Annotated in this window: 21 protein-coding genes; 15 read left to right on the top strand and 6 right to left on the bottom strand. The window is 72.6% G+C overall.

The genetic code is table 11. The annotated features are described in order from the left end of the window. Positions 1 to 287 precede the first annotated feature (287 nt). From V2J63_RS00760 to araA, 5 genes are all read left to right on the top strand, one after another. Entirely contained in the window at positions 288 to 3716 is a 3429-nt protein-coding gene (locus V2J63_RS00760) for an alpha-L-arabinofuranosidase family protein (protein ID WP_331229070.1), read from the top strand. A gap of 149 nt (positions 3717 to 3865) precedes the next feature. Further along, positions 3866 to 7672 carry an immunoglobulin-like domain-containing protein gene (locus tag V2J63_RS00755; protein WP_331229069.1) on the top strand — a complete coding sequence of 1269 codons (3807 nt, stop codon included), beginning with the start codon at positions 3866 to 3868 and terminating at the stop codon, positions 7670 to 7672. A gap of 309 nt (positions 7673 to 7981) precedes the next feature. Beyond that, the gene (gene araB, locus V2J63_RS00750) at positions 7982 to 9736 is read left to right on the top strand and encodes a ribulokinase (protein ID WP_331229068.1); all 1755 of its coding nucleotides are present in this window, start codon (positions 7982 to 7984) and stop codon (positions 9734 to 9736) included. Continuing rightward, a complete protein-coding gene (locus V2J63_RS00745; RefSeq protein ID WP_331229067.1) occupies positions 9733 to 10458 on the top strand; it encodes an L-ribulose-5-phosphate 4-epimerase in 726 nt (241 codons plus the stop codon). The genes araB and V2J63_RS00745 overlap by 4 nt, the downstream gene beginning before the upstream one ends. After that, complete coding sequence (gene araA / locus V2J63_RS00740) at positions 10458 to 11966, top strand: L-arabinose isomerase (protein WP_331229066.1); 1509 nt, start codon at positions 10458 to 10460, stop codon at positions 11964 to 11966. The genes V2J63_RS00745 and araA overlap by 1 nt, the downstream gene beginning before the upstream one ends. Before the next feature lie 141 nt (positions 11967 to 12107). On the opposite strand, the gene V2J63_RS00735 is transcribed toward araA, so the two are convergent. Together V2J63_RS00735 and V2J63_RS00730 are read right to left on the bottom strand one after the other, a co-directional pair. Further along, positions 12108 to 12776: a potassium channel family protein gene (locus V2J63_RS00735; RefSeq protein WP_331229065.1), complete on the bottom strand. Its 669-nt coding sequence runs from the start codon at positions 12774 to 12776 to the stop codon at positions 12108 to 12110. Positions 12777 to 12841: 65 nt separating this feature from the next. Next, on the bottom strand, positions 12842 to 14212 hold the full coding sequence (locus tag V2J63_RS00730) for a TrkH family potassium uptake protein (protein ID WP_331229064.1): 1371 nt from the start codon (positions 14210 to 14212) through the stop codon (positions 12842 to 12844). Between the two features lie 143 nt (positions 14213 to 14355). Here V2J63_RS00730 and V2J63_RS00725 point away from each other — a divergent pair, with 143 nt between their 5' ends. From V2J63_RS00725 to V2J63_RS00715, 3 genes are all read left to right on the top strand, one after another. Continuing rightward, positions 14356 to 15528, top strand: coding sequence for an acetoin utilization protein AcuC (locus tag V2J63_RS00725; protein WP_331229063.1), 1173 nt, complete (start codon positions 14356 to 14358; stop codon positions 15526 to 15528). Between the two features lie 97 nt (positions 15529 to 15625). Continuing rightward, entirely contained in the window at positions 15626 to 15835 is a 210-nt protein-coding gene (locus V2J63_RS00720) for a helix-turn-helix domain-containing protein (RefSeq protein WP_331229062.1), read from the top strand. A gap of 82 nt (positions 15836 to 15917) precedes the next feature. Then, positions 15918 to 16016 carry a 30S ribosomal protein bS22 gene (locus V2J63_RS00715; RefSeq protein WP_005504750.1) on the top strand — a complete coding sequence of 33 codons (99 nt, stop codon included), beginning with the start codon at positions 15918 to 15920 and terminating at the stop codon, positions 16014 to 16016. A 155-nt stretch (positions 16017 to 16171) separates the two neighbouring features. Here the strand turns inward: V2J63_RS00715 and V2J63_RS00710 are convergent, their stop codons facing one another. Continuing rightward, positions 16172 to 16960: an HAD family hydrolase gene (locus V2J63_RS00710; protein WP_331229061.1), complete on the bottom strand. Its 789-nt coding sequence runs from the start codon at positions 16958 to 16960 to the stop codon at positions 16172 to 16174. A gap of 241 nt (positions 16961 to 17201) precedes the next feature. On the opposite strand from V2J63_RS00710, the gene V2J63_RS00705 reads away from it, so the two are divergent. Next, the gene (locus tag V2J63_RS00705; RefSeq protein WP_331229060.1) at positions 17202 to 17510 is read left to right on the top strand and encodes a glutaredoxin family protein; all 309 of its coding nucleotides are present in this window, start codon (positions 17202 to 17204) and stop codon (positions 17508 to 17510) included. Positions 17511 to 17691: 181 nt separating this feature from the next. On the opposite strand, the gene V2J63_RS00700 is transcribed toward V2J63_RS00705, so the two are convergent. Continuing rightward, on the bottom strand, positions 17692 to 18276 hold the full coding sequence (locus V2J63_RS00700; RefSeq protein WP_331229059.1) for a YceI family protein: 585 nt from the start codon (positions 18274 to 18276) through the stop codon (positions 17692 to 17694). A 220-nt stretch (positions 18277 to 18496) separates the two neighbouring features. On the opposite strand from V2J63_RS00700, the gene V2J63_RS00695 reads away from it, so the two are divergent. From V2J63_RS00695 to ccsB, 5 genes are read left to right on the top strand one after another with little or no spacing between them, the layout of a single operon-like run. After that, on the top strand, positions 18497 to 19183 hold the full coding sequence (locus V2J63_RS00695) for a histidine phosphatase family protein (RefSeq protein WP_331229058.1): 687 nt from the start codon (positions 18497 to 18499) through the stop codon (positions 19181 to 19183). Then, on the top strand, positions 19180 to 19755 hold the full coding sequence (locus V2J63_RS00690; protein ID WP_331229057.1) for a TlpA family protein disulfide reductase: 576 nt from the start codon (positions 19180 to 19182) through the stop codon (positions 19753 to 19755). The genes V2J63_RS00695 and V2J63_RS00690 overlap by 4 nt, the downstream gene beginning before the upstream one ends. Then, entirely contained in the window at positions 19756 to 20547 is a 792-nt protein-coding gene (locus V2J63_RS00685; protein ID WP_331229056.1) for a cytochrome c biogenesis CcdA family protein, read from the top strand. It abuts the gene before it with no gap. After that, positions 20547 to 22193 (top strand): cytochrome c biogenesis protein ResB, encoded by a 1647-nt coding sequence (gene resB / locus V2J63_RS00680; RefSeq protein WP_331229055.1) that lies wholly within the window; start codon positions 20547 to 20549, stop codon positions 22191 to 22193. Before V2J63_RS00685 ends, resB begins: the two co-directional genes overlap by 1 nt. Beyond that, complete coding sequence (gene ccsB, locus V2J63_RS00675; protein ID WP_331229054.1) at positions 22190 to 23173, top strand: c-type cytochrome biogenesis protein CcsB; 984 nt, start codon at positions 22190 to 22192, stop codon at positions 23171 to 23173. The genes resB and ccsB overlap by 4 nt, the downstream gene beginning before the upstream one ends. 105 nt (positions 23174 to 23278) lie before the next feature. Here ccsB and V2J63_RS00670 read toward each other — a convergent pair whose 3' ends face one another. Continuing rightward, complete coding sequence (locus V2J63_RS00670; protein ID WP_331229053.1) at positions 23279 to 23731, bottom strand: PLD nuclease N-terminal domain-containing protein; 453 nt, start codon at positions 23729 to 23731, stop codon at positions 23279 to 23281. Between the two features lie 152 nt (positions 23732 to 23883). On the opposite strand from V2J63_RS00670, the gene V2J63_RS00665 reads away from it, so the two are divergent. Further along, the gene (locus V2J63_RS00665; RefSeq protein WP_331229052.1) at positions 23884 to 24327 is read left to right on the top strand and encodes a DUF4229 domain-containing protein; all 444 of its coding nucleotides are present in this window, start codon (positions 23884 to 23886) and stop codon (positions 24325 to 24327) included. Here the strand turns inward: V2J63_RS00665 and V2J63_RS00660 are convergent. Next, entirely contained in the window at positions 24298 to 25167 is an 870-nt protein-coding gene (locus V2J63_RS00660) for a 1,4-dihydroxy-2-naphthoate polyprenyltransferase (RefSeq protein WP_331229051.1), read from the bottom strand. The two genes, V2J63_RS00665 and V2J63_RS00660, sit on opposite strands and share 30 nt — an antisense overlap. Positions 25168 to 25202 lie beyond the last annotated feature (35 nt).

Below are 25202 nucleotides of genomic sequence, written 5' to 3'. Positions count from 1 at the left end.
CGACGGCCCCCAACGGCGGGCACGTGGGCGCCTCCTGCCGCAACGCGCTGTGGGGGGGGGCGGGGGAGAGGAAAGGACGGGGGGGGGGGGGGGGGCCCCCCCCCCCCCCCCCCCACGGCCCCCAACGGCGGGCACGTGCCCGCCTCCTGCCGCAACGACGCGCCGCTGGAAAGGAGGCCGAGCACGACGCCCCGTCGGGGGCGCTCCACGCCAACCCTGTCTGAGCTGATGGAGTACTCATGATTATGTCGCGACGGCGCAGCGCTGCGCCGGCTTCAGTCGCATGTGTGACCGCCCTCACCCTCACCGCGGCGCTCCTCGCCGGTGGCACCGCGGCGTCCGCCGCAGCCCCCGCCGAGGTCCTGCCGCCCGACGCCTGGCTCGACGAGTTCGACGCGCCCGAGCTCCACGAGCGGTGGACCGTCCTCGGCGAGGTCGCCGAGAGCTGGTCGATCGACCCGGAGGGCGGCGCCCTGACGATCGGGTCGCTTCCCGGGGACACGTACCAGACCGACAACAACGCCCAGAACGTCTTCGTCGTCGACGTGCCGGTAGGTGACTTCACCGCGGTGACGTCCTTCGCGGCGCCCGCGGTCCAGGACTTCCAGGGCGCCGGGCTCATCGCCCTGGCCGACATGGACAACTACGTCCGCGCCGGCCTCGCGCACGTCGGGTTCGCCGAGGGTGGACCCGTCGTCATCGAGAACGACCTCGAGGTCGGCGGCGCCTTCGCCGCGACCTTCACGCCCCGCCCCGGCTCGACCGGCGAGACGCTGCGCCTCGAGCGGGTGGGTGACACGGTGACGACGAGCTACTGGGTCGACGGCGCCTGGGTCGAGGCGGCGGAGGTGACCGTCGGCTTCGACATCACGCAGGTCGGCCTCTACGCGCTCGCCCCGGCGGGTGCACCCTCGCACGACGCGGTCTTCGACTACTTCGCGATCGCACCCGCTGAGCCGCCCACGGAGGAGCCGACCGGGCCGGAGCCGGTCACCGCGACGCTCGACATCGACGGCGACGGCACCGACATCGAGATGAGCCCCGACCTCTACGGGATCTTCTACGAGGACATCAACTACGCCGCGGACGGCGGCCTCTACGCCGAGCTCGTCCGCAACCGCTCGTTCGAGTTCGCCGCGGCGGACAACAGCTCGTTCAACGGACTCACCGGGTGGCAGACGGTCGAGCGCGGTGGCGCGACGACGACGGCCACCGTCGTCGACGACGACGGACGGATGAACGCGAACAACCGGGCCTACCTCACCCTCAGCTCCTCCGGGGCAGGGGCCGGCATCCGCAACGCCTCCTACAACGAGGGCGTGGCCCTCGAGGCCGGCGCCGACTACGACTTCTCCGTCTGGGCACGGGCGACGACGCCGCAGACCCTGACGGCCCGCCTCGAGGACGTCGCCGGCACCCAGGAGTACGGGACCGCGACCGTCGAGGTTGACGGCTCGAACGAGTGGAAGCAGTACACGGCGACGATCACCTCGAGCGGGACGACGAACGCCGCACGCCTCGCCGTCCTCGCCGGAGCCGCGGGCGTGCTCAACCTCGACATGGTCTCCCTCATGCCCGACGACCAGTGGGTCGGTCCGGTCAACGGCGAGTACGGCCTGCGCCAGGACCTCGCGCAGATGGTCGCGGACCTCGAGCCGTCCTTCATCCGCTTCCCCGGCGGCTGCGTCATCGCCGGGACGTGGAACAGCTACGAGGAGAGCGACTACTCCGACCGACGGCGGGCGTTCCACTGGAAGGAGACCATCGGTGGGCTCGAGGAGCGCGCGACGAACTTCAACTGGTGGGGCTACAACCAGACCTTCGGAATCGGCTACCTCGAGTTCTTCAAGTGGGCCGAGGACCTCGACGCCGAGCCCATCCCCGTCGTGCCCGTCGGGACGAACGCCTGCGGCGGCCCCGCGGCCCTGACCGACCCGGCGCAGCTCGACCGGTGGGTGCAGGACACCCTCGACCTCATCGAGTTCGCCAACGGCGACGTCGACACGGAGTGGGGCGCCGTGCGCGCCGAGCTCGGCCACCCGGAGCCGTTCGACCTCAAGTACATCGGTCTCGGCAACGAGGACTCCCAGCGGCAGTACTTCGACAACTACCCGATCTTCCACGACGCGATCCGCGAGGCGTACCCGGACATCAACATCGTCGCCAACTCGAGCTTCGCCTCGGGCGGCGCGCTCTTCGACGAGCTGTGGGAGTTCGCGGCCGAGCAGGGCTCCGACGTCGTCGACGAGCACTACTACAACCCGCCCGACTGGTTCCTCGCGAACACCGAGCGCTACGACAGCTACGACCGCGAGGGCCCCGAGGTCTTCATCGGCGAGTACGCCTCGCAGGGCAACACCTTCTACAACGCGCTGGCGGAGGCGGCCTACCTCACCGGGGTCGAGCGGAACTCGGACATCGTCACGCTCGCCTCGTACGCCCCGCTGCTCGCCAACGAGGACTACGTCCAGTGGCAGAACGCCAACATGATCTACTTCGACAACGACGAGCTGTGGGGGACGGTCAACTACTACGTCCAGCGGCTCTTCTCCACCAACCGTGGGCACGAGGTCGTGCCGAGCACGCTCGTGGGCGGGACGGTCGAGGCCCCGGACATCTCCGGCGGCGTCTTCCTGTCGACATGGCGGACGAGTGCCGCGTACGACAACCTCGTCGTGACCGCGGACGACGGCGAGGTGCTCCTCTCGGAGGACTTCTCCGCCGGTGCCGCGAGCTGGACGCCGGTGCGCGGGACGTGGGCCGTCGTCGACGGCCAGTACCGCCAGACGGCCACCAGCATCGAGGACGCGCGCAGCCTCCCGGCGGGCGCCTACGAGCAGGACTGGACGAGCTACACCGTCGAGCTCGAGGCCACGAAGCTGGGCGGGGCCGAGGGCTTCCTCGTCGGCTTCGCGGCCAACGGGGGCCAGGACTTCTACTGGTGGAACCTCGGCGGCTGGAACAACACGCGCTCGGTCCTCGAGCGCGCGAACGGCGCACGCCAGGGCGAGGTCGCTGCCGGGCCGGACGTGGCCCTGACGACCGGCCAGACCTACGACGTCCGGGTCGAGGTGGACGGCCGGGACATCCGGCTCTACCTCGACGACGTGCTGCACCTCGAGTACACGGAGGCCGCGCCGACGAGCACGCTCCACCACGTCGTCACCCGCGACGTCGAGGCAGGCGAGCTCATCGTCAAGGTCGTCAACTCCGGGGCGCTGCTCGCCGAGACGGACGTCACCATCTCCGACGTCGAGCTCGCGGGCGCCGGCACGGTGATCGAGATGACCGCGCCGTCCCGGACGGCGACGAACTCGAAGGCGAACCCGACGAACGTCGTGCCCGTCGAGCGGGAGCTCACCGGCCTCGGCAACGAGCTCACCTACGAGTTCCCGGCCGACTCCATCACGTTCCTGCGCATCCCTGTCGTCGACGACGCCGGTCCTGCGGTGTCGGTCGAGGCGGACACGCGGTGCGTCGTCGGGAGGGTCGTGCAGACCGTCCGGGTGACGAACGACTCGGGTGCGCCCCTGGAGGCGACGGTGACCTCGGTGTACGGCTCGCGGTCGGTGACGACCGGTGCCGACCGGGCGACGTCGCTGACCTTCAGCGCGCGTGCGGGCTCGGTGCCCGCGGGGGAGGTGATCGTGACGGCAACCGCGGACGGAGCCACCACGACGGTGACCGCTCCGCACGCGGCCCGCACCTGCGGCTGAACGGACCCGGCGCCTGGCGCCGGTACGGGGCCGGCGGGCGATGACCGCCCGCCGGTCCCACCGGGGCGGCGATGCCGCCCCCGCACGAGGCTCGACCGATGACCTGGCGTGCGAAGGCGCACGTGAACGACGACGAGAGGAAGAACGGCATGAGAAAGCAACGGACAGCGGCGGTGCTCCTTGCCGCCGCGCTCGGCGCGGGGATGATGTCGGCGATGCCGGCAGCCCTCGCGGCCGAGCCCGCGACCGAGGGGCTGGTCGCGCACTACCCCCTCGCCGGCGAGGGCGGCACGGTGGCGGAGGACGTCTCCGGCAACGACCGGGACGCGCAGATCCTCGGTGGCGCGCAGCTCGGGCCGGCCGGCCTCGAGCTCGACGGCACGAACGACTACGTCCGCCTCCCCAACGACATCATGTCTGGCCTCGACTCGATCACCGTGGCGTTCGACGTCCGGATCGACCCGAGCATGGGCAGCGCCTACTTCATCTACGGCTTCGGCAACTCGAGCGGCGCCAACGGCGACGGCTACCTCTTCGCCGAGGGCAACCCGCTGCGGACGACCATCGCCAGCGGCAACTGGTCGACCGAGCAGAACACCCAGGCAGACGGCTACAACCTCCCGCGCAACGTGTGGAAGCACCTCACGTACACGCAGACCGGCACCACCGGCGTCCTCTACGAGGACGGCCGGGAGGTCGCGCGGAACACCGCCGTGACCATCACTCCCGGGAGCATCGGCAACGGGACGACGACGGCCAACTACATCGGCCGCTCGCTGTACTCCGCCGACCCCTACTTCAGGGGCGCCGTCCACGACTTCAGGATCTACGACCGCGCGCTCAGCGCCGGCGAGGTGCTCGACCTCAGCGCGTCGAACGCGCAGCCGTCCGTCGACGCCGACGCCGCTGCGCTCACGCTCGGCGACACGAGCGCCGTCACCGCGGACCTCACCCTCCCGGCCAGCACGCCTGGCGGCTCCGCCGTCACGTGGGCGAGCTCCGACGCGGGTGTCGTCACCGCAGCCGGGGTCGTCACGCGCCCGGCGTACGGCGCCGAGCCGGCGACCGCGACGCTCACCGCCACGCTGAGCCAGCGTGGTGCGAGCGCCCAGAGGCAGTTCACCGTCACGGTCCTGCCCCTCCAGGGCGAGGCCGACCGCGCCGCCGCGGCGGCCGCCGCTCTCGTCGTCCACGACGTCGACGACGTCCGCGGCAACCTCCACCTCCCGGCAACCGGCCCGGACGGCTCCACCGTCACGTGGGCGACCTCGGACGCCTCCGTCATCACGACGACGGGTGAGGTCAACCGCCCCGCCCCCGGCGAGGCGGCCGCGGAGGTCGCGCTCACCGCGACGGTGACGATCGGGGCCGCCAGCACGACGCGCGTCCTCGACGCCCACGTCCCGGCCCTGCCGGCCCCGGCGGACTACGAGGGCTACCTGTTCTCGCACTTCCTCGGGGAGGGCCTCCAGCACGGGGAGCAGGTGTACTTCGCCCTGAGCGAGGGCAACGACCCGCTGCGCTACACGAACCTCAACGGTGGGCAGCCCGTCATGGTCTCCACCAGCGGCGAGATGGGTCTGCGCGACCCGTACATCATCCGCTCCCCCGAGGGCGACAAGTTCTACCAGATCGCGACGGACCTGCGGATGTGGAACAGCTCCAGCGGAAGCTGGGACGAGGTGCAGCGTCAGGGCAGCCGCAACATCGTCGTCTGGGAGTCCACGGACCTCGTCAACTGGTCCGAGAGCTGGGTCGCCGAGGTTGCACCGGAGAACGCCGGCAACGCGTGGGCCCCGGAGATCTTCTACGACGACGAGCGCGGCGAGTACGTCGTCTTCTGGGCGTCGAAGCTCTACGCCGACGACGACCCGAACCACACGGGCAGCACGTACAACCAGATGCTCTTCGCCACGACGCGCGACTTCCGCAACTTCAGCGAGGCCGAGACGCTCATCGACTACGGCTACTCGGTCATCGACACGACGATGATCGAGCACGACGGCGAGGTCTACCGGTTCTCAAAGAACGAGGCGAACCGCTCGGGCACGAACCCGGGTGGCAAGTACGTCTTCCAGGAGGTCGGCCCCTCGCCGACCGCCGACGACTTCGACCTCGTCAGGGAGGCGATCGGCGCCGGCTCCATCAGCCAGGGCGAGGGCCCCACGGTGTTCAAGTCCAACACCGAGGAGCGCTGGTACCTCTTCATCGACGAGTACGGCGGCCGCGGCTACGTGCCGTTCACGACGACCGACATCACGAGCGGCGAGTGGACGATGCTCGCCTCGAACGAGTACTCCTTCCCGTCCCGGTTCCGGCACGGCACCGTCCTGCCCGTCACCGGGGCCGAGTGGGAGGCGCTGCAGATCTCGTACGGCACCCCCGACGCCAGCGCGGTCGCGCAGGACCTCCAGTCGCTCGCCATCCCGAACGCGGACGACGTCCGCGGCAACGTCACCCTGCCCACCCAGGGCGAGGAGGGCACGACGTTCACGTGGGCGTCGAGCGACCCCGCCGTCGTCACGACGACCGGTGAGGTCACGCGCCCGGCCCACGGCGAGGAGCCGGCCGAGGTGACCCTCACGGTCACCGCGACGAAGGGCCAGGTCACGCGTACCCGGACCTTCACGCTGACGGTGCAGCCGCTGCCGGAGCCGCAGGAGTACGAGGCGTACTTCTTCCCGCACTTCAAGGGAGAGAGCACGGCGCAGGGGGAGCAGATCTACTTCGCGGCGAGCCGCGGGAACGACGCGCTCAGCTGGATCCCGCTCAACGACGACGAGATCGTCCTCGAGTCGACGATGGGCGAGCAGGGTCTGCGCGACCCGTTCATCATCCGCTCGCACGAGGGGGACAAGTTCTTCCTCCTCGCGACCGACCTCAAGACCTACCGCCCGGGCCAGGGGCCGGACTTTGCGCGGGCCCAGCAGACGGGGTCGCGCTCGCTCATGATCTGGGAGTCCACGGACCTCGTCGACTGGGGTGAGCCGCGCCTCGTCGAGGTCAACCTCCCGAGCGCGGGCAACACGTGGGCGCCGGAGGCGCACTACGTCGAGAGCATCGGTCAGTACGCGGTGTACTGGGCGTCGAACCTCTACCCCGAGGACGTCGCACCGGCCGACCGCCGCACGAACGACAGCTACAACAGGATGATGATCTCCTTCACCCGCGACTTCGTGACGTTCACGGAGCCGGAGGTCTGGATCGACATCTACCGCCAGCCGGGCCGCGGCATGATCGACTCCACCGTCGTCGAGCACGACGGGATGTACTACCGCTTCACGAAGGACGAGCGGAACGACATCATGGAGGTCCTGCTCGAGAAGTCGCCGGACCTGCTGCGCTACCAGGAGGGGGCCGTCGGCACGAGCTGGGAGCTCATCACCGAGCGCATCGGTTCGGGGGACCCGCTCCGTCACGCGGAGGGCCCGACGGCGTTCAAGGCAAACGACGGTGACGTCAACATCACCCCGGGGCAGGACACGTGGTTCCTCTTCCAGGACTGGCCGCCCTACGGCGGGGGCGACGGGTACGTGGCGTTCTCCTCCACCGACCTCGACGACCCGGACAGCTGGACGCACGAGCCGGGTCTGGACCTCAGCGCCCGGCACGGCACGGTCCTGCCGATCACGGCCGCCGAGCACGAGCGGCTCCTGCGGGCCTACCAGCCCGACGCGCTCGGCCCGGACGTCTCGGTCGAGGCGGACACGCGGTGCGTCGTCGGGAGGGTCGTCCAGACCGTCCGGGTGACGAACGGCTCGGGTGCGCCGGTGGACGTGGCTGTCTCCTCGGCGTACGGGTCGCGGTCGGTGACGATCGGGGCTGACCGGGCGACGTCCCTGACGTTCAGCACCCGCGCGAGCTCGGTGCCCGCCGGTGAGGTGAGCGTGACGGCCACGGCCGACGGTGCCAGCAGGACGGTGACCGCCTCGCACGCGGCCCGCACCTGCGGCTGAGGTAGCCGCGCGCCATGGACGGGCGCTGAGCTGAGCGAGGGCCGGTCCTGCCGAGTGGCAGGGCCGGCCCTCGTCGTATGACGGGACCGGGTGCGTGGCGCCGTAGTCAGAGGGAATGATCGAAATCGATTTCAGCTCTTGACACGGGCCGATGTTAGCGCGCACACTCTTCCCCGGGGGACCCGGATCTTGCTAGCGCGGCGTTGCTGCTGCGGCGGCGGGTGTGGCCACCACGGCCGGCACGGCGGGGTTGCGCGCCGGCGTTCGCAGGGATCGGTGACGGGCGTCAAGGAAGACGAGGGACAGCACATGGCAGAGCGCCAGTCGGCATACACGGTCGGTATCGACTACGGGACCCTGTCCGGACGCGCCGTCGTCGTGCGGGTCTCCGACGGCGCGGAGCTCGGCAGCGCCGTCCACGAGTACCCCCACGCCGTCATGGACCGCACGCTCACCGCAGGTGACGGTCAGCAGCTGCCGCCGGACTGGGCGCTGCAGAACCCGCAGGACTACGTCGACGTCCTCCGCAACGCGGTGCCCGCGGCGATCGCCGCGGCCGGCATCGACCCCGCCGACGTCGTCGGTGTCGGCACCGACTTCACGGCGTGCACGATGGTCCCGACGACGGCCGACGGCACGGCGCTGTGCGACCTCCCGCAGTGGCGCGGCCGTCCGCACGCGTACGTCAAGCTGTGGAAGCACCACGCCGCCCAGGGCCAGGCGGACCGCATCAACGCGCTCGCGCACGAGCGCGGCGAGGCCTGGATCCGCCGCTACGGCGGCTTCATCTCCTCCGAGTGGGAGTTCGCCAAGGGGCTGCAGCTCCTCGAGGAGGACCCCGAGGTCTACGCGGCGACGAGGCACTGGGTGGAGGCCGCGGACTGGATCGTCTGGCAGCTCACCGGTACCTATGTCCGCAACGCGTGCACCGCCGGGTACAAGGGGATCTACCAGGACGGGCAGTACCCGAGCGAGGACTTCCTCGCGGCGCTCAACCCCGACTTCGCCGGCTTCGTGGCGGACAAGCTCGATCACGCCATCGGCCAGCTCGGCCACCAGGCCGGCACGCTCAGCGCCGAGGCCGCCGCCTGGACGGGCCTGCCCGAGGGCATCGCCGTCGCGGTCGGCAACGTCGACGCCCACGTGACCTCACCGGCGGCGGACGCCGTCGAGCCCGGTCAGATGGTCGCCATCATGGGCACCTCCACGTGCCACGTCATGAACGGCGACGAGCTCGCCGAGGTGCCGGGCATGTGCGGCGTCGTCGACGGCGGCATCGTCGAGGGTCTGTGGGGCTACGAGGCGGGGCAGTCCGGCGTCGGCGACATCTTCGGGTGGTTCGTCAGCACGGGGGTCCCGGGCTCCTACGCCGAGGAGGCCGCCCAGCGCGGCATCTCCGTCCACGAGCTCCTCACCGAGAGGTGCGCGACGCAGCAGGTCGGCCAGCACGGGCTCGTCGCCCTCGACTGGCACTCCGGCAACCGGTCCGTCCTCGTCGACCACGAGCTCTCCGGGCTCGTCGTCGGCCAGACGCTCGCGACCCGGCCGGAGGACACCTACCGCGCGCTCCTCGAGGCGACCGCCTTCGGGACGCGCACGATCATCGAGGCATTCACGGGCTCGGGCGTCCCGGTCACCGAGCTCATCGTCGCCGGCGGGCTCCTCAAGAACCGCCTGCTCATGCAGATCTACGCCGACGTCACGCGCCTGCCGCTCTCGACGATCACGTCGGAGCAGGGCCCCGCGCTCGGGTCGGCGATCCACGCCGCTGTCGCCGCCGGTGCCTACCCCGACGTGCGCACCGCCGCGAAGAGCATGGGGCGCCGCGAGGTCGGTGCGTACACACCGAACGAGGCGGACGCGGAGCGCTACGACGCCCTCTACGCCGAGTACCGCCGCCTGCACGACTACTTCGGCCGCGGGGAGAACGAGGTCATGCGGCGGCTGCGCAAGATCCGCCGGGAGGCGGTCCTCGCCGGTGCGCCCGCCGGTGGGGCCGACGCCGTGGACGGGTCGGACGACGCGCTCCTCACGGACTCCGTCGAGCGCGAGCCGGCACGATGAGGGCGCTCACGGACCTCGACGAGGCCACCCGGGACGCCGTCGCGGCCACGCGCCAGGTCGTCGCCGACCTCCACGCCGAGCTGCCGCGCAACGGCCTCGTCGTGTGGACGGCGGGCAACGTCTCGCAGCGCGTGCCGGGCACCGACCTGTTCGTCATCAAGCCGTCGGGGGTGTCCTACGACGAGCTCGCGCCCGACGTCATGGTCGTGTGCGAGCTCGACGGCACGAAGATCGACGACGGCACCCCGGCCAGCCTCCAGCCGTCCTCGGACACAGCGGCTCACGCCTACGTCTACCGGCACATGCCCGACGTCGGTGGAGTCGTCCACACCCACTCGTCCTACGCGACGGCCTGGGCCGCGCGCGGCGAGGAGATCCCGTGCGTCCTGACGATGATGGCCGACGAGTTCGGCGGCCCCGTCCCCGTGGGCCCGTTCGCGATCATCGGAGACGACTCGATCGGTCGCGGCATCGTCGAGACGCTCCAGGCCTCCCGCTCGCGGGCCGTCCTCATGCGCAACCACGGTCCCTTCACGATCGGCAAGGACGGGCTTGACGCCGTCAAGGCGGCCGTCATGTGCGAAGAGGTCGCCCGCACCGTCCACCTCGCCCGGGAGCTCGGGGACCTCGTCCCCATCGACACCCGGGCCATCGACAAGCTCTACGACCGCTACCAGAACGTCTACGGCCAACACGGCTCCGACGAAGACACGGAGGACTGATGAACAACCCGTTCGAGGGCAAGGAGATCTGGTTCCTCACCGGGAGCCAGGACCTCTACGGGGAGGACACCCTGGCCCAGGTCGCCGAGCAGTCCGCGCAGATCGTGTCCCAGCTGGACGACGCCGGGGAGATCCCCGTGCGCGTCGTGCTCAAGGGGACGATGAAGGACCGGGACGCCATCCGGCAGGCCGCGCTCGCGGCCAACGCCGACCCTGCGTGCCTGGGCCTCGTCGTGTGGATGCACACGTTCTCCCCGGCCAAGATGTGGATCGTCGGCCTCGACGCCCTCACCAAGCCGATGCTCCACCTGCACACGCAGGCGAACGTGGCGCTGCCGTGGTCGAGCATCGACATGGACTTCATGAACCTCAACCAGGCCGCCCACGGCGACCGCGAGTTCGCCTACGTCGCCACTCGCATGGGCCTCGCGCGCAAGACCGTCGTCGGGCACGCGAGCGACCCGGGTGTCCGCGCCAAGATCGCCACGTGGGCGCGGGCGGCGGCCGGCTGGGACGCCCTGCAGAACATGAGGGTCGCCCGGTTCGGCGACAACATGCGCGACGTCGCCGTGACCGAGGGCGACAAGACGGAGGCGGAGATCGCCCTCGGCGTCTCGATCAACACGTGGGGCGTCAACGACCTCGTCGAGCGCGTCGAGGCCGTCGAGGAGTCCGCCATCGACGCCCTCGTCGCCGAGTACGACGAGCTCTACGACGTCGTGCCCGAGCTCGGCCCGGACGGCGACCGGCGCGAGTCGCTGCGCTACGGCGCCCGGCAGGAGCTCGCGCTGCGCAGCTTCCTCACCGAGGGCGGCTTCACCGCGTTCACGACGAACTTCCAGGACCTCGGCGGTCTGCGGCAGCTCCCGGGCCTCGCGGTCCAGCGGCTCATGGCCGACGGGTACGGCTTCGGGGCCGAGGGCGACTGGAAGACGGCCGTCCTCGTGCGCACCGCCAAGGTCATGGGCCACGGCCTCCCGGGCGGAGCCTCCCTCATGGAGGACTACACCTACGAGCTCACCCCCGGCCGGGAGAAGATCCTCGGGGCGCACATGCTCGAGGTCTGCCCGACGCTCACGGCGGACCGGCCCTCGCTCGAGATCCACCCCCTCGGCATCGGTGACCGCGAGGACCCGGTCCGGCTGCGGTTCACCGCAGACCCGGGCCCCGCCGTCGTCGTCGCGCTCTCCGACATGCGCGAGCGCTTCCGGCTCACGGCGAACGTCGTCAGCGTCGTCGAGCCCGACGAGCCGCTGCCCGAGCTGCCCGTCGCGTGCGCGGTGTGGGAGCCCCAGCCCTCGTTCGCGACGTCGGCCGAGTGCTGGCTCACCGCGGGCGGTGCGCACCACACCGTCATGAGCACGGCGCTCGACATCGAGGTCTTCGACGACCTCGCGACCATCGCGGGCATCGAGCTGGCCGTCATCGACGCCGGGACGACGACCCGCGGGTTCCGCGACCAGCTCCGCCTCGGGCAGGTCTACTACCGCCTGGCGCAGGGCTTCTGACCCCCGTGCGGCGCGGGTGGTCCCCGCGCCGCACGGGGCACCACCCCGGAAGGGCGCCGCGCGGTCAGTCTCGCCGCGGGACCTCGCGCCACCGGGCGTGGCGTCGTCGGCTGACACCGGGGTGCGCGTGGTCCGACCTGCTCAGGGGCGGGCGGCGAACTTCTCGAGGAGGAGGGTGTCACCGCTGACGATGATGAGGTCGCCGGCGTTGATCCGGGTCTCCTCCGTCGCGTACTCGAAGGGCTCGCCCGGGGGCTTGACGCCGATGACGGTCACGCCGTAACGCTTGCGGATCTGGGACTCGCCGACCGTGAACCCCTGCGTCTCGCGCGGCGGGCGCATCTTGACGATGGTGAAGCCGTCCTCCATCTCGATGTAGTCGAGCATCTTCCCCGAGACCATGTGCGCGACACGCTGCCCGGCGTCGTACTCGGGGTAGACGACGTGGTGCGCCCCGATCCGGCGCAGGATGCGCCCGTGCTCGGCGGACGTCGCCTTCGCCCAGATCTGCGGCATGCCCATGTCGACGAGGTTGCCGGTGATGAGGACGCTCGCCTCGAGGTAGCTGCCCACCCCGACGACGGCGACGCGGAAGTCGGCGGCGCCGATCTGCTCGAGCGCCTCCGGGTTCGCCGCGTCCGCCTCGACGAGCGGGAGCCGGCCCGACCACTGCTGGACGAGGTCGGCGGAGCGCTCGACGGCGAGGACCTCCCGGCCGAGCCGGTCGAGCGTGGCGGCCAGTGCCGCGCCGAAGCGGCCGAGCCCGATGACGAGGACCGCGTTGCCGCGCGACCCACCCTTGTCCGCCATGCGTCCTCCTCGTGCGTGTCTGTGTGCCCAGTGTCCCGCCCGGCGCGGTTCCTGCGCACCGCGTGTCAGCCGATGATCGGCCGTTCCTCCGGCATGCGGATGACGCGGCGGCGCTCGCGGACGGCGAGCGCCGCCGCGACGGTCATCGTCCCGGTGCGCCCGGCGAACATGAGGGCGGCGAGGACGTACTTGCCGGAGTCGGGCAGGTCGGGGGTGATCCCCGTGCTCAGCCCGACCGTCGCGAAGGCGGAGATGACCTCGAAGAGGACGAGCTCGAGGTGGAAGTCGGTGACGACGAGGAGGAGGAGGGTCGCTACGCCGACGAGCGTCGCGCCGATGAACGCCACGGCCACGGCGAGCCGGATCGTCGTCGGGGGGATCCGCCGGCCGAACGCCTCGATGTCGCGGTCACCGCGAGCCTCCGCGACGATCGCCAGGACAAGGACGGCGAGCGTGGTCACCTTGATGCCGCCCGCCGTCGAGGCGGAGCCGCCGCCGACGAACATGAGCGCGTCCTGCAGGAACCACGACGCGTCGTTCATCCCGGCGACGTCGATGGTCGACAGGCCCGACGAGCGCGAGTTCACGCCGCTGACGAGGGAGGCGAGCACCTTCTCGTCGAACGGCAGGCCACCGAGCGTGCGCGGGTTCCTCCACTCCAGCGCGGCGATCGCGAACGTCGCGGCGACGGCCAGGACGCCGTAGGTGACGAGCGTGAGCTTGGCGTGGAGGGTCCACGTCCGGGGCCGGCGCCAGTGCTGGGCCACGTTGAGGATGACCGGGAAGCCGACGGCGCCCACGGCCGTGCCGACGATGATGGGCACGCACATCCACCAGTCCCCCACGAAGGGCTCGAGGCCCTCCTGCAGGATGATGAACCCGGCGTTGTTGAAGATCGAGACGGCCATGAAGACGCCGTGCCACAGCGCCCCACCGATGGAGTCGCCGAGGGCGAGGAACCGCGGGACGAGGACGAGGCTGAGGGCGATCTCGACGGCGAAGGAGGCGATGATGACGGCGCGCACGAGCGTGCCGACCTCGCCGAGGCGCGTCGTCTTCGTCTCCGACGCCGCGAGCATGCGCTGCGTGAGGCCGATCCGCCGCGCGACCGCGAGGCCGAGGATCGAGGCGAGGGTCATGACCCCGAGGCCGCCGATCTTGATCCCGACGAGGATGACGCCCTGCCCGAACGGCGACCAGTAGTCCGCCGTCGAGACGGTCGTGAGGCCGGTGACGCACACCGCCGAGACCGCCGTGAAGAGCGCGTCGACGATCGGGGGGCGCTCGCCGGACGCGGTGGACACGGGGAGGGAGAGCAGGACGGTGACGACGGCGACGATGCCGGCGAAGACGAGGAGCGCGAGGCGCGCGGGGGAGTGGCGGGCGATGCGGTCGAGCGCGTCCCGGCCGGAACCCAGGAGTGCGGGCAGTGCCATGTGCCCCGCTCCTTCCGTCTCACCGGCGCCGAGGTCTCGGCCGCGCCCAGCGCACACCCTGCCACGTCCACGCCGGTCCGGTCCCGCGACCACGCGGCGGGCGTGAGCGCTCGTGAGCGCTCGGGCGCGCGCTACGGTGAGCCATGCCTTCTCCGGCCCTGCTCATGTGGAGCGAGGACCTCCTCGACTACGACTTCGGCGCCGGTCATCCCATGACGCCGCTGCGGCTACGGCTCACCCTGGACCTGCTCGGCGACCTCGACCTCCTGCGCCACGTCGACGTGCGGGCCGTCGAGACGGCGACCGACGCCGAGCTCGCGCTCGCCCACGAGCCCGCGTACATCGAGGCGGTCAAGGCCGCCGGCGCCGGGACGCCGTGCCCGGAGCGCGGCCTCGGCCTCGAGGACAACCCCGTCTTCGCGCAGGTCCACGCGGCCGGGGCGCGGATCGCCGGCTCCACGCTCGGGGCGGTCCGCGCGGTGTGGCAGGGCTCCCACGACCGGGCGGTGAGCCTCGCCGGCGGGATGCACCACGCCATGGCGGGCCGGGCCTCGGGCTTCTGCGTCTACAACGACGTCGCCGTCTCGATCGCGTGGCTGCTCGCCAACGGCGCGGAGCGGGTCGCCTACGTCGACGTCGACGCGCACCACGGCGACGGCGTCGAGCGGACGTTCTGGGACGACGAGCGCGTCCTGACGATCTCGGTGCACCAGCACCCCGGCTCCCTCTTCCCGGGCACCGGTTACCCCCAGGACGTCGGCCCTGCCGCAGCGCGGGGGATGGCGGTCAACCTCGCCCTGCCCGCCGGCACCGACGGTGGGCCGTGGCTGCGCGGTCTCGAGGCCGTCGCCGCCCCGCTCGTCGCCGAGTTCGCCCCGCAGGTCCTCGTCAGCCAGCACGGTTGCGATGCGCACGCGCGTGACCCTCTCGCCGGGCTCGACGTCTCCGTCGATGCCCAGCGCGAGGCGGCGCTGCTCATCGCAGGGCTGGCCGACGCGCACGCCGAGGGTCGCTGGGTCGCCACCGGCGGCGGTGGGTACGACGTCGCCGGCGTCGTGCCGCGGGTGTGGGCGCACCTCGTCGCCGTCGCCGCCGGCCGCCCCGTGGGCGCGACCACGCCGCTGCCGCAGGCGTGGCTGGAGCGCACGCGCGAGCTCGCCGACGTCGACGTCCCGCTCACCATGGGCGACGGGCACCCCGTCACGCTCAAGCCGTGGAACGAGGGGTTCAACCCGGACGACGCCGTCGACCGCGCCATCATGGCCACACGCAACGCCGTCTTCCCCTGGCACGGTCTCGACCCGCTCACCGCCTGAGCGGCGAGTTTCGTTTCCGCCCCGGTGCCTTTGCCTCTAGAGTGCCTGCAGAGACTGCTGCCCTCAGGGCCGCACCGGCGACACGAGGCAGGTAGAGATGGCTGAGCAGCAGGCGCCGCGGTTCCTCACCGTGGCCGAGGTTGCCGAGCTCATCCGCGTCTCGAAGATGACCGTGTACCGCATGGTCCACGCCGGCGAGATCCCGGCGGTCCGGGTAGGCCGCTCGTTCCGTGTGCCGCAGGCGGCCGTCGAGGATCTGCTCTCCAGCGGGGTCGGGGACTGGCAGCCGGAGCGCGAAGCCCGCTGAGACGGGTAGACTTCCCCTGTTCTGCGTGTAGCGCGTGCTGCGCGCCACCCATCATCCGGCTCGATCAGCACTGCGAGGTCCCATGGGCTCTGTCATCAAGAAGCGGCGCAAGCGCATGTCCAAGAAGAAGCACCGCAAGCTGCTTCGCAAGACGCGCCACCAGCGACGCAACAAGAAGTGACGGCCCTGCCGTCATGACCCCCAGGCCCGGCTCATGCCGGGCCTGAGTCATGTCCCCGGCGGGGCGGCCCGCCCACGGCGGCGGGGACCCTACGCCCGCAGGGCCGCGCACGGTGGCGGGGCCGCACGCCCCGTGGCGCGCGACCGGCCCCTCGCTCAGCGGCCCGTGAACCGCTCGGTGAGCTGGCGCGAGAGGGCGCGGACGACGCTCGAGGCGGCCCATGCGGCCCCCGCCCAGCCCGCGCTGCGGACCCCGCGCCGCATGCCCGTGCGCACGTTCCGGCGCCGACGGCGGAAGTCGCGCACCGGCCAGCCCACCTCCGCCGCATGGAGCCGGAGCCGAGGTTCCGGGTTGATGGCGCACGGGTGCCCCACGGAGGACAGGATCGGCGTGTCGTTGATCGAGTCCCCGTACGCGTAGCTGCGCTCGAGGTCGAGGCCCTCGCGCTCGGCGACCTCGAGCGCGGCCGCCTTCTTCCCCTCGCCGTGGAGCATGTTGGCCTCGAGGTGGCCGGTGTACGTCCCGTCCTTCACCTCGGCGATGGTGCCGAGCGCGCCCGTCACCCCGAGCCGGCGCGCGATGAGGTCACCGATCTCGGCCGGCGTGGCCGTGATGAGCCACACCTGGTGACCGGCCGCGAGGTGGCCGTCGATGAGGGCCCGGGCACCCGGGAAGACGCGGTGGGCGAGGACCTGGTCGTAGACCTCCTCGCCGATGGAGACGATCTCCGCGACGGTGCGACCGCGGACGATGCGTAGCGCCCGCGCGCGGACCGCGGCGATGCGGCGGGTGTCCTCGCCGAGGATGCCGTAGGCGAGGGAGTGCCCGGCGAAGAAGACGATGTCCCGGGCGCCGAAGAAGTCGCGCCGGTAGAGCTCGCGCGCGAGGTGGTAGGCGCTCGCCCCGCGAATGATCGTGTTGTCGACGTCGAAGAACGCGGCCACGCCGGCGTCGCCGTCGCCGTCGCGATCGCCGTCACCGTCCGCGGGACGGGACGGGACCGGCTCGGGGTCTTCGCCGCCCCGGGGGCGGGGCGGGACCGGGGAGGGTTGCGGCGTTGGCGTTGGCGTTGGCGTTGGCGCGGGCTCGCCGCTCGGCACTGGCACCTGCTCACCATAACGATCTCACTAGGCTTGCACGGTGCGGAGTGCGCCGGGCGCTGCACGAGGAGAAGGGCGGGCGCCGATGGAGACCGGCGACGAGCGGGCGGTCCTGTACGGGCGCGCGGGGTGCCACCTGTGCGACGAGGCGCGGGCTCTCCTCGCGGCGGAGTGCGCCCGGGCCGGTGTCTCGTGGCGAGAGGTCGACGTCGACTCCGACGCCGCCCTGCGCGAGCGCTACGGCGAGCTCGTCCCGGTCGTCGAGGTCGACGGGGTCCAGCAGGGGTACTGGCGCATCGACGGCGCGCGTCTGCGGTCAGCGCTCGCGCCGCCGTCAGGGGCCGACGGGGCACGCGCGACCTCCCGGATCCCGTGGCGGCGTCGCCGTCCCTGACGGCCCTGCGTCGCCGCCGGTTCGACGTGCCGGCTCCTTCGCCGCCGTCGGGCCGGCTCCCGCTGCGGCTCCCCCCGGGGACGACGAACGGCGGCCGCTGGGCAGCGGCCGCCGTTCGTCGTGCCGGGCTCGGGTGCCCGGACGGTGGACCGGACCCGTGTGCGAGGCCGGTCCGCGGGGATCAGGCCTGGGTCTCGCCCTCGACCGCGGCCTCGGCGGCGTCGCCGGCCTCGACGGGGGTCGCCTCGATCTCGATCGAGATCGAGATCTTGTCGCCGACGAGGAAGCCGCCGGTCTCCATGGCGGCGTTCCAGGTGAGGCCGAAGTCCTTGCGGGAGATCTGCGTCGTGGCGGAGAAGCCGATGCGCGGGGCGCCGAAGGCGTCGACGACCGAGCCGTTGAACTCGGTCTCGAGCGCGACGGGGCGGGTGACGCCGTTGATGGTGAGGTCGCCGGCCAGGACGAACTCGCTGTCGGCGCCCTCGATGCTCGTGCTGACGAAGGTCCACGTCGGCTTGTTCTCGGCGTCCCAGAAGTCGGCGGAGCGCAGGTGGCCGTCGCGGTTCGCGTCGCCGGTGTTGATCGAGGCGGCGTCGATGGTGACGGACGCCGAGGAGGACGCGAGGTCCTCGCCCACGGTGATCGTGCCCTCGAACTTCTCGAACTTGCCACGGACCTTGGAGATGCCGGCGTGACGGACGGTGAAGCTGGCCTCGCTGTGCGCGAGGTCGATGACGTATGTGCCCGGTGCGGGGGTGCTGGCCATGGCGGTTCCTCCAGGAAGTAGTCGGTTGAGACTTCAACTATTGCACGGCCGTGGGAGCGTCGCAAGAGGTCTCCCGCCGTGAGCCGCGCCACCGGCCGTGGCCCTCCCGGGGGGCCGGGCCGCGGCGCGCTGCGCCCGGCGGTCCGCGCGGCCGCCGGGGCCAGGGTGCTGCGGCTCCGGCGTGGACGGGGTGCCCAGGAAGATTTGCGACACTAAGACCATGTCGCGAACGACGGTTCACCTGCTCCGGCACGGGGAGGTCCACAACCCCGACGGCGTCCTGTACGGGCGGCTGCCCGGTTTCCGGCTCTCGGACCGCGGCCAGGCCATGGCGCGCCGCGTCGCGCACGTCCTCCACGAGGGCGGCCACGACCTCCGGCTCGTCGTCGCCTCGCCGCTCCAGCGCGCGCAGGAGACGGCCACCCCGACGGCGGAGGCGTTCGGCCTCCCGCTGCGCACCGACGCGCGCCTGCTCGAGGCGGAGAACGACTTCGAGGGCACGCAGGTGGGCCGTGACCGGGCGATGCTCGCCCACCCGCGGTACTACTCGCGCTACGTCAACCCGTTCCGGCCCAGCTGGGGCGAGCCCTACCGCGACCAGGTTGCCCGGGTGAGCGCCGCCGTCGGCGACGCCCGCAGGCAGGTCGCCGACGAGCCCGGCGCGGAGGCGCTCCTCGTCAGCCACCAGCTCCCCATCTGGGTGACGCGCCTCTTCCTCGAGCGCCGGCCCCTGTGGCACGACCCCCGCCGCCGCCAGTGCGCGCTCGCCTCGCTCACCTCCCTCACGTTCGAGGGCCCCCGCCTCGTGGGACTGGGTTACTGGGAGCCGGCCGCCGACCTCGTCGCCGGTGCCCGTGACATCCTGCCCGGCACCTCTCAGGCGCGGCCGCGGGCGGAGGACGCATGAGGCGACGGCTCGCCGCGCTCCTCGCCGCCGCGGCGCTCCTCGCGGGGTGCTCCACCACCGGTCAGGCGGGCGCCGACCAGGTCGAGGGTGCCGGTTACGAGGCAGGCGACGGCTCCTGGACCGTGTGGGAGGAGGGGGAGCGCACCGGCCCCGTCGAGCTCACGGGGACGACGTTCGCGGGTGAGGAGGTCGACCTCGCGCAGTGGCGCGGTGACGTCGTCGTCCTCAACTTCTGGTACGCGGCGTGCCCGCCGTGCCGCGCCGAGGCCCCGGACCTCGCGGCCGTCCACGCCGACTACGCCCCCGAGGGCGTGCGGCTTCTCGGCGTCAACCCGCGCGACGACGCGGGGACGGCCCAGGCGTTCGAGCGCACCTTCGCGGTTCCGTACCCGAGCCTCCACGACGACGACGCCCGCGGCGTCGCGGCGCTCGAGGGCGTCGTCCCCCTCCAGGCCATGCCGACGACGGTCGTCCTCGACACCGACGGGAACGTCGCCGCCCGCGTCCTCGGGCAGGCCGACCCGACGGTCCTGCGCGGCCTCATCGACGACGTCCTCGCCGAGGCGGCCTGAGTGTCCTTCGACGCCCTCGCCGAGACCTTCCGCGCCACCGTCCTGTCGGGCCCGCTCCTCGCCGCGCTGCCCGTCGCCCTCGTCGCCGGCGCCGTCTCCTTCGCCTCCCCGTGCGTCCTGCCCCTCGTGCCCGGCTACGTCGGGTACCTCGGCGGCATGAGCGGGGACCTGGGCGCCAAGGGGGCGCGCGGGGGAGCGGAGGCGGCGTCCGGTGCGAGCCGCCGGCTGCTGTGGGGCGTCCTCCTCTTCGTCGCCGGTTTCTCCGCGGTGTTCGTCCTCCTCGGCGTCGTCTTCGGCTGGCTCGGGGTGGCGCTGGCCCCCTGGGTGGACACGATCACGCGCGTGCTCGGCGTCGTCGTCATCCTCATGGGGCTCGCGTTCATGGGCGCCGTCCCGTTCCTCCAGCGAGAGCGGCGGCTGCGGCTGAGCCCGCGGGCAGGGCTGTGGGGAGCCCCGGTGCTCGGCGTCGTGTTCGGGCTCGGCTGGGCCCCGTGCATCGGCCCCACCCTCTCCGCCGTCCTCCTCCTCTCGCTCGACGGCGGTGACCCCGTGCGCGGAGGCATCCTCGCCCTGGCCTACTGCCTCGGGCTCGGGCTGCCGTTCGTCCTCATCGCGCTCGCCTACGCGCGCTCGACCCGCACGGTCGGCTTCCTGCGCCGGCACCGCGTGGCGATCATGCGCGTCGGCGGCGCCATGCTCGTCCTGCTCGGGCTCGCGCTCGTCACGGGCGTGTGGGGCGTGTTCGCGGGCTGGGTGCAGGGGCTCGTCGCCGGCTTCGTGACGGTCGTCTGATGGCCTACCGCCCCGAGGGCCTGCGCACGGGCCTCGACGCCCCCGGGTCCGCCCCCGCCCCGGCCGCCCAGCCCGTCGGCCTCGGCGTCCGCGGCTGGCTGCGGTGGACGTGGCGCCAGCTGACGAGCATGCGCGTGGCGCTCCTGCTCCTCATGCTCCTCGCGATCGCCGCCCTGCCCGGCTCGTTCTTCCCGCAGGTCCCGCAGGACCCGGCGGCCGTCACGCGTTACGTCGCCGACCACCCCACCGCCGGGGAGTGGCTCGAGCGGCTCGGGTTCTTCGACGTCTACGCCGCGCCGTGGTTCGCCGCGGTCTACCTCCTGCTCTTCATCTCGCTCATCGGGTGCATCCTTCCCCGGCTCGCCGCGCACGTCCGCGCGCTCCGGGCGGCGCCCCCGCGGGTACCGCGCAACTTCGCCCGCTTCGCCACGCGCGGGGAGCGCACGTCCGGCACGACCCCCGACGCCGCGAGGGACGCCGTCCTGCGCGCCCTCAAGGGCCGCTACCGCACGGTCGTCACGGACGACGGGATCTCCGCCGAGCGCGGGTACCTGCGGGAGACGGGCAACATCCTCTTCCACCTCTCGCTCGTCGGGGTCCTCATCGCCATGGGGGCCGGGCAGACGCTCAGCTACCGCGGCCAGGCGATCGTCGTCGAGGGACGTGGGTTCGCCAACGCCGTCGTCGACTACGACTCCTTCACCCCGGGGACGTTCTTCGCGGAGGGGAACCTCGAGCCGTTCTCCTTCACCCTCGACGAGTTCACGTCCGAGTTCACCCCGGATGCGCAGGCCCGCGACTTCACCGCACACGTCACCGTCACCGAGCCGGGCGGCGCGCAGTACTCCGACGAGATCAAGGTCAACCACCCGCTCCGGGCGGCCGGCGCGAACATCTACCTCTCCGGGAACGGGTTCGCGCCCGTCCTCACGGTCCACGACGCCGAGGGGGAGCTCGCGTTCTCGCAGCCGGTCCCCTTCCTGCCCGAGGACGGCGTCTACACCTCGCGGGGCGTCGTCAAGGTGCCGGACGTCTCCCCGGGGCTCGACCAGCTCGGCTTCACCGGATACCTCCTGCCGACGGCGGTCGTCGACCCGGTCCTCGGGATCCGCTCGGTCCACCCGCAGCCGCAGTCCCCGCTCGTCGTCCTGACGATGTACACCGGCGACCTCGGGCTCGACGCCGGCGTGCCGCAGAACGCCTACGAGCTCGACACCGACGCGATGACCCAGGCGGCGGAGGACGACGGCACGCCGGTCACGCTCCTCCTCGAGCCGGGGCAGAGCGTCGACCTCCCCGACGGCCTCGGCACCCTCACCTTCAGCGAGCTGCCGCGCTTCGCCGCTCTCGACCTGCGCTACGACCCGTCCGTGGGCATGCTCCTCGTCTTCTCCCTGCTCGCCATGACCGGTCTCGCGGCGTCGCTCTTCGTGCCCCGCCGCCGCCTGTGGGTCCGCGTGGGGGCCGGTGCCGACGGACGTACAGTGGTCGCCGCAGCCGCGCTCGCGCGCGGGGAGGACCCGGGGCTGCAGGCGGACCTGGAGCGCGTCCTCGACGCGGTCCCCGACGCCGAACCCGATGCTGACGCTCCCTCACGGAGCGAGTCCCGACCGGCCCGTGGGGGCCTCACCCAGGAGGAACCGTGAACGACCTCGGCCAGCTGAGCACCCTGGCGATCTACGGCGCGATGGCCTGCTACGCCATCGCCATGGTCGCCTTCGGGATCGACCTGTCGGGCCTGCGCGACGGCGGGGACCAGGGGCGCCCGCGCCGCGCGGTGGGCATCGCCATGGCGACGACGACGCTCGGCGCCGTCGTCCACCTCGTCGGCATCGTCCTGCGCGGTGTGGCCGCCGGGCGGGTGCCGTGGGCGAACATGTACGAGTTCTCCATCGTCTTCTCGTTCGTCGCCGTCGCGATCTTCCTCGGCCTCCAGGTCAAGCGGGACCTGCGCTTCCTCGGGGCGTTCATCGTCACCCCGGTCCTGCTCTCCCTCGGCCTCGCCGTGTCGGTGTTCTACCTCGCCGCCGACGGCGTGCAGCCCGCGCTCGACAGCTACTGGCTCGTCATCCACGTCTCCGTCGCGACGATCGCCACCGGCGTCCTGGCCGTGGCGGCGGCGCTCTCCGCCGTCCAGCTCGGCAAGGAGCGCAGCGAGCTCGCGGCGCGCGCGGAGGTCTCGGCCCCCCGGACCGAGGAGGCGCTCACGCCCGTCGGCGTCGGCGGGCGCACGGAGGCGGTGGCTGCGCCCGGCGGTGCGGCCACGTCGGCGGACGGCCGGCGCTTCTGGGGCCGCCTGGCCGACGCCCTCCCCGCTTCCGCCGAGCTCGAGCGCCTCGCCTACCGGCTCAACGCCGTCGGCTTCCTCCTGTGGACGTTCACGCTCGTCGCCGGTGCCATCTGGGCCGAGCACGCCTGGGGCCGCGCGTGGGGCTGGGACCCCAAGGAGGTGTGGACGTTCGTCATCTGGGTCGTCTACGCCGGCTACCTCCACGCGCGCGCCACGCGCGGGTGGGACGGGCGCAAGGCCGCCTACTTCTGCCTCACCGGCTTCGCGCTCATCCTCGTCAACTACTTCGTCGTCAACACGCTGTTCGTCAGCGAGCACAGCTACTCCGGGCTGTAGGCCGAAGCGGCGCTCGTCAGGGCCGGTGACCGGCGAGGAGCGAGCCGGGCGCGCGTCGCCAGGGGCGGGGAAGGAGACGGCATCCCCGGGCGACCGGCGGTCGGCTCAGCCGGCGCTTCCGGCGGGGGTGGTGCCGTCGCCCCGGTCGCGCTCCTGCTCGTCCGGCGCCTCGCCCGGGCCCGGCTTCTCCTCGGGAGCGGCCGCGGGGCCCTGTGCCTCGCGCTCACGGTCGCGGCGCGCGCGATCGAGGTTGGCGAGGAAGTCCGGGTCGTCGTCGGGCGCGACGGGGCCGGCTGGGCGCCGGCTGGGGCGTGTGCTGAACCCGGACGGGTTGGCGGGGCCAGCGCTCGGTCGGGCGGGGCGCGTCGCTCCGCCCGCCCGGCTCGCCCGGCTGACGACGAGCCAGGCGATCGGCCCCGCCGCCGGGAAGATGACGATGAGCACGATCCACAGCGCCTTCGGCATGCCGCTGGGCAGGTTCTCGTCCTCGTAGCGCACGCAGTCCACGAGGGCGTAGATCGTCAGTACCAGCAGGGCGACGAGAGGGAGGTATCGCATCCACGCCAGCCTAATCTCTCGGGGCCCGAAGGAGCACCGCCAGGGGAGGCACCGCCAGGGGAGCGGCGGGCACCGGTCAGACGCGACGGACCGCCCTGGGCAGGGACAGGGCGACGGGACGAGCCCTCGGGCAGCGGTCGTAGGCTGGCTGGGTGCCCCTCGTCGTCTACACCCTCCTGCGCGCCGCGATCCTCCTCGTCGCCGCTGCCGGCCTCTACCTCCTCGGGATGCGCGGCCTCCTGCTCGTCGCCGTCGCCATCCTCCTCGCGGCGCTGCTGTCCTACCTCGTCCTGCCGCGCCAGCGGCAGGCGGCCGCCGTCTACCTCGCCGAGCGGGCCCAGCGCCGGGGCCGGCCGCGGTTCGCCGCGGCGATGGAGGACGACGCGCGGGCCGAGGACGAGGCGGCCGAAGGTCTGGCGCAGCCCGTTGCGGACGAGCCGTCGGCCTCAGCGGACGGCCCGTCGCGCCCGGCGGTCGGGCCGGTGCAGCCCGCGGCAGGAGACCCGGCGCGGTCCGGCGCGGGCCACGAGGCTCGCCCCGCTCCCACCTCCGGACGAAGCGGGGGCTCAGAGGACGAGGGCGACGCCGAGAAGTAGGCCGTAGGCCAGCTCGAGCAGGCCGGTGTCGCGCAGGACGACGATGAGCCCACGGCCGGTAGCTCCGCCCAGCACGGTCCGCGACAGGCGCCACGCCCAGGGCGCGAGGACGAGCACGAGCAGGGCCCACGGGTGCTGTGGTGCGAGCGCGAGCGCGAGGACGAGAGGCAGGACGACCATGGCGACGTAGGTGCGGCGGGCCCGCGCGTCGCCCAGCCGCACGGCGAGGGTCCGCTTGCCGGCGACGGTGTCCGTCGGGATGTCACGGACGTTGTTGACCATGAGCAGCGCGCACGCGAGGAGGCCGATCCCGGTCGCCCCGGCCAGGGCGGCCCACGAGACGGTGAGCGCCTGCGTGTACGTCGTGCCCAGGACGGCCACGAGCCCGAAGAAGACGAAGACGGCGATCTCGCCGAGCCCGCGGTACCCGTAGGGGTTCTTGCCTCCGGTGTAGCGCCACGCGGCCAGGACCGCGACGGCGCCGACGGCGATGACCCACCACGTCCCGGCCACCGCGCACAGGACGAGCCCGAGGACGGCGGCGACGCCGAAGCCCGCGAACGCGGCAGCCTTGACCTGACCCGGCCGGGCGGCGCCCGAGCCCGTGAGCCGCGGCGGGCCGGTGCGCACGTCGTCGGTGCCGCGGACGCCGTCGGAGTAGTCGTTGGCGTAGTTGACGCCCACCTGCAGCGCGAGCGCGACGCCGGCCGCGAGCAGGGCGCGCGGCACGGAGCCCGAGTCGAGGGCGTACGCGGCCCCGGTGCCCACGAGGACCGGCGCGACGGCGGCGGGGAGCGTCCGGAGGCGGGCGCCTTCGACCCAGTCGGCGAGCGTGGCCATGGAACTCCTCAGGATGGGCGGGGGACCAGGGTATC

Source organism: Georgenia wangjunii (genome assembly GCF_036421975.1).
Lineage (GTDB): Bacteria > Actinomycetota > Actinomycetes > Actinomycetales > Actinomycetaceae > Georgenia_A > Georgenia_A wangjunii.
Note: the sequence above shows the minus strand (reverse complement) of the source record. Positions and strands in the feature narration are given on the sequence as shown.

What these genes read in the sequence shown, in the direction of transcription:
- resB (WP_331229055.1), top strand. Translation starts at nt 20,547, where the DNA reads ATGGCCTACCGCCCCGAGGGCCTGCGCACGGGCCTCGACGCCCCCGGG.
- V2J63_RS00730 (WP_331229064.1), bottom strand. Translation starts at nt 14,212, where the DNA reads ATGGCACTGCCCGCACTCCTGGGTTCCGGCCGGGACGCGCTCGACCGC.
- araB (WP_331229068.1), top strand. Translation starts at nt 7,982, where the DNA reads ATGGCAGAGCGCCAGTCGGCATACACGGTCGGTATCGACTACGGGACC.
- araA (WP_331229066.1), top strand. Translation starts at nt 10,458, where the DNA reads ATGAACAACCCGTTCGAGGGCAAGGAGATCTGGTTCCTCACCGGGAGC.
- V2J63_RS00670 (WP_331229053.1), bottom strand. Translation starts at nt 23,731, where the DNA reads ATGCGATACCTCCCTCTCGTCGCCCTGCTGGTACTGACGATCTACGCC.
- V2J63_RS00755 (WP_331229069.1), top strand. Translation starts at nt 3,866, where the DNA reads ATGAGAAAGCAACGGACAGCGGCGGTGCTCCTTGCCGCCGCGCTCGGC.
- V2J63_RS00660 (WP_331229051.1), bottom strand. Translation starts at nt 25,167, where the DNA reads ATGGCCACGCTCGCCGACTGGGTCGAAGGCGCCCGCCTCCGGACGCTC.
- V2J63_RS00735 (WP_331229065.1), bottom strand. Translation starts at nt 12,776, where the DNA reads ATGGCGGACAAGGGTGGGTCGCGCGGCAACGCGGTCCTCGTCATCGGG.
- V2J63_RS00700 (WP_331229059.1), bottom strand. Translation starts at nt 18,276, where the DNA reads ATGGCCAGCACCCCCGCACCGGGCACATACGTCATCGACCTCGCGCAC.
- V2J63_RS00690 (WP_331229057.1), top strand. Translation starts at nt 19,180, where the DNA reads ATGAGGCGACGGCTCGCCGCGCTCCTCGCCGCCGCGGCGCTCCTCGCG.
- V2J63_RS00715 (WP_005504750.1), top strand. Translation starts at nt 15,918, where the DNA reads ATGGGCTCTGTCATCAAGAAGCGGCGCAAGCGCATGTCCAAGAAGAAG.
- V2J63_RS00720 (WP_331229062.1), top strand. Translation starts at nt 15,626, where the DNA reads ATGGCTGAGCAGCAGGCGCCGCGGTTCCTCACCGTGGCCGAGGTTGCC.
- V2J63_RS00695 (WP_331229058.1), top strand. Translation starts at nt 18,497, where the DNA reads ATGTCGCGAACGACGGTTCACCTGCTCCGGCACGGGGAGGTCCACAAC.
- V2J63_RS00725 (WP_331229063.1), top strand. Translation starts at nt 14,356, where the DNA reads ATGCCTTCTCCGGCCCTGCTCATGTGGAGCGAGGACCTCCTCGACTAC.
- V2J63_RS00705 (WP_331229060.1), top strand. Translation starts at nt 17,202, where the DNA reads ATGGAGACCGGCGACGAGCGGGCGGTCCTGTACGGGCGCGCGGGGTGC.
- V2J63_RS00745 (WP_331229067.1), top strand. Translation starts at nt 9,733, where the DNA reads ATGAGGGCGCTCACGGACCTCGACGAGGCCACCCGGGACGCCGTCGCG.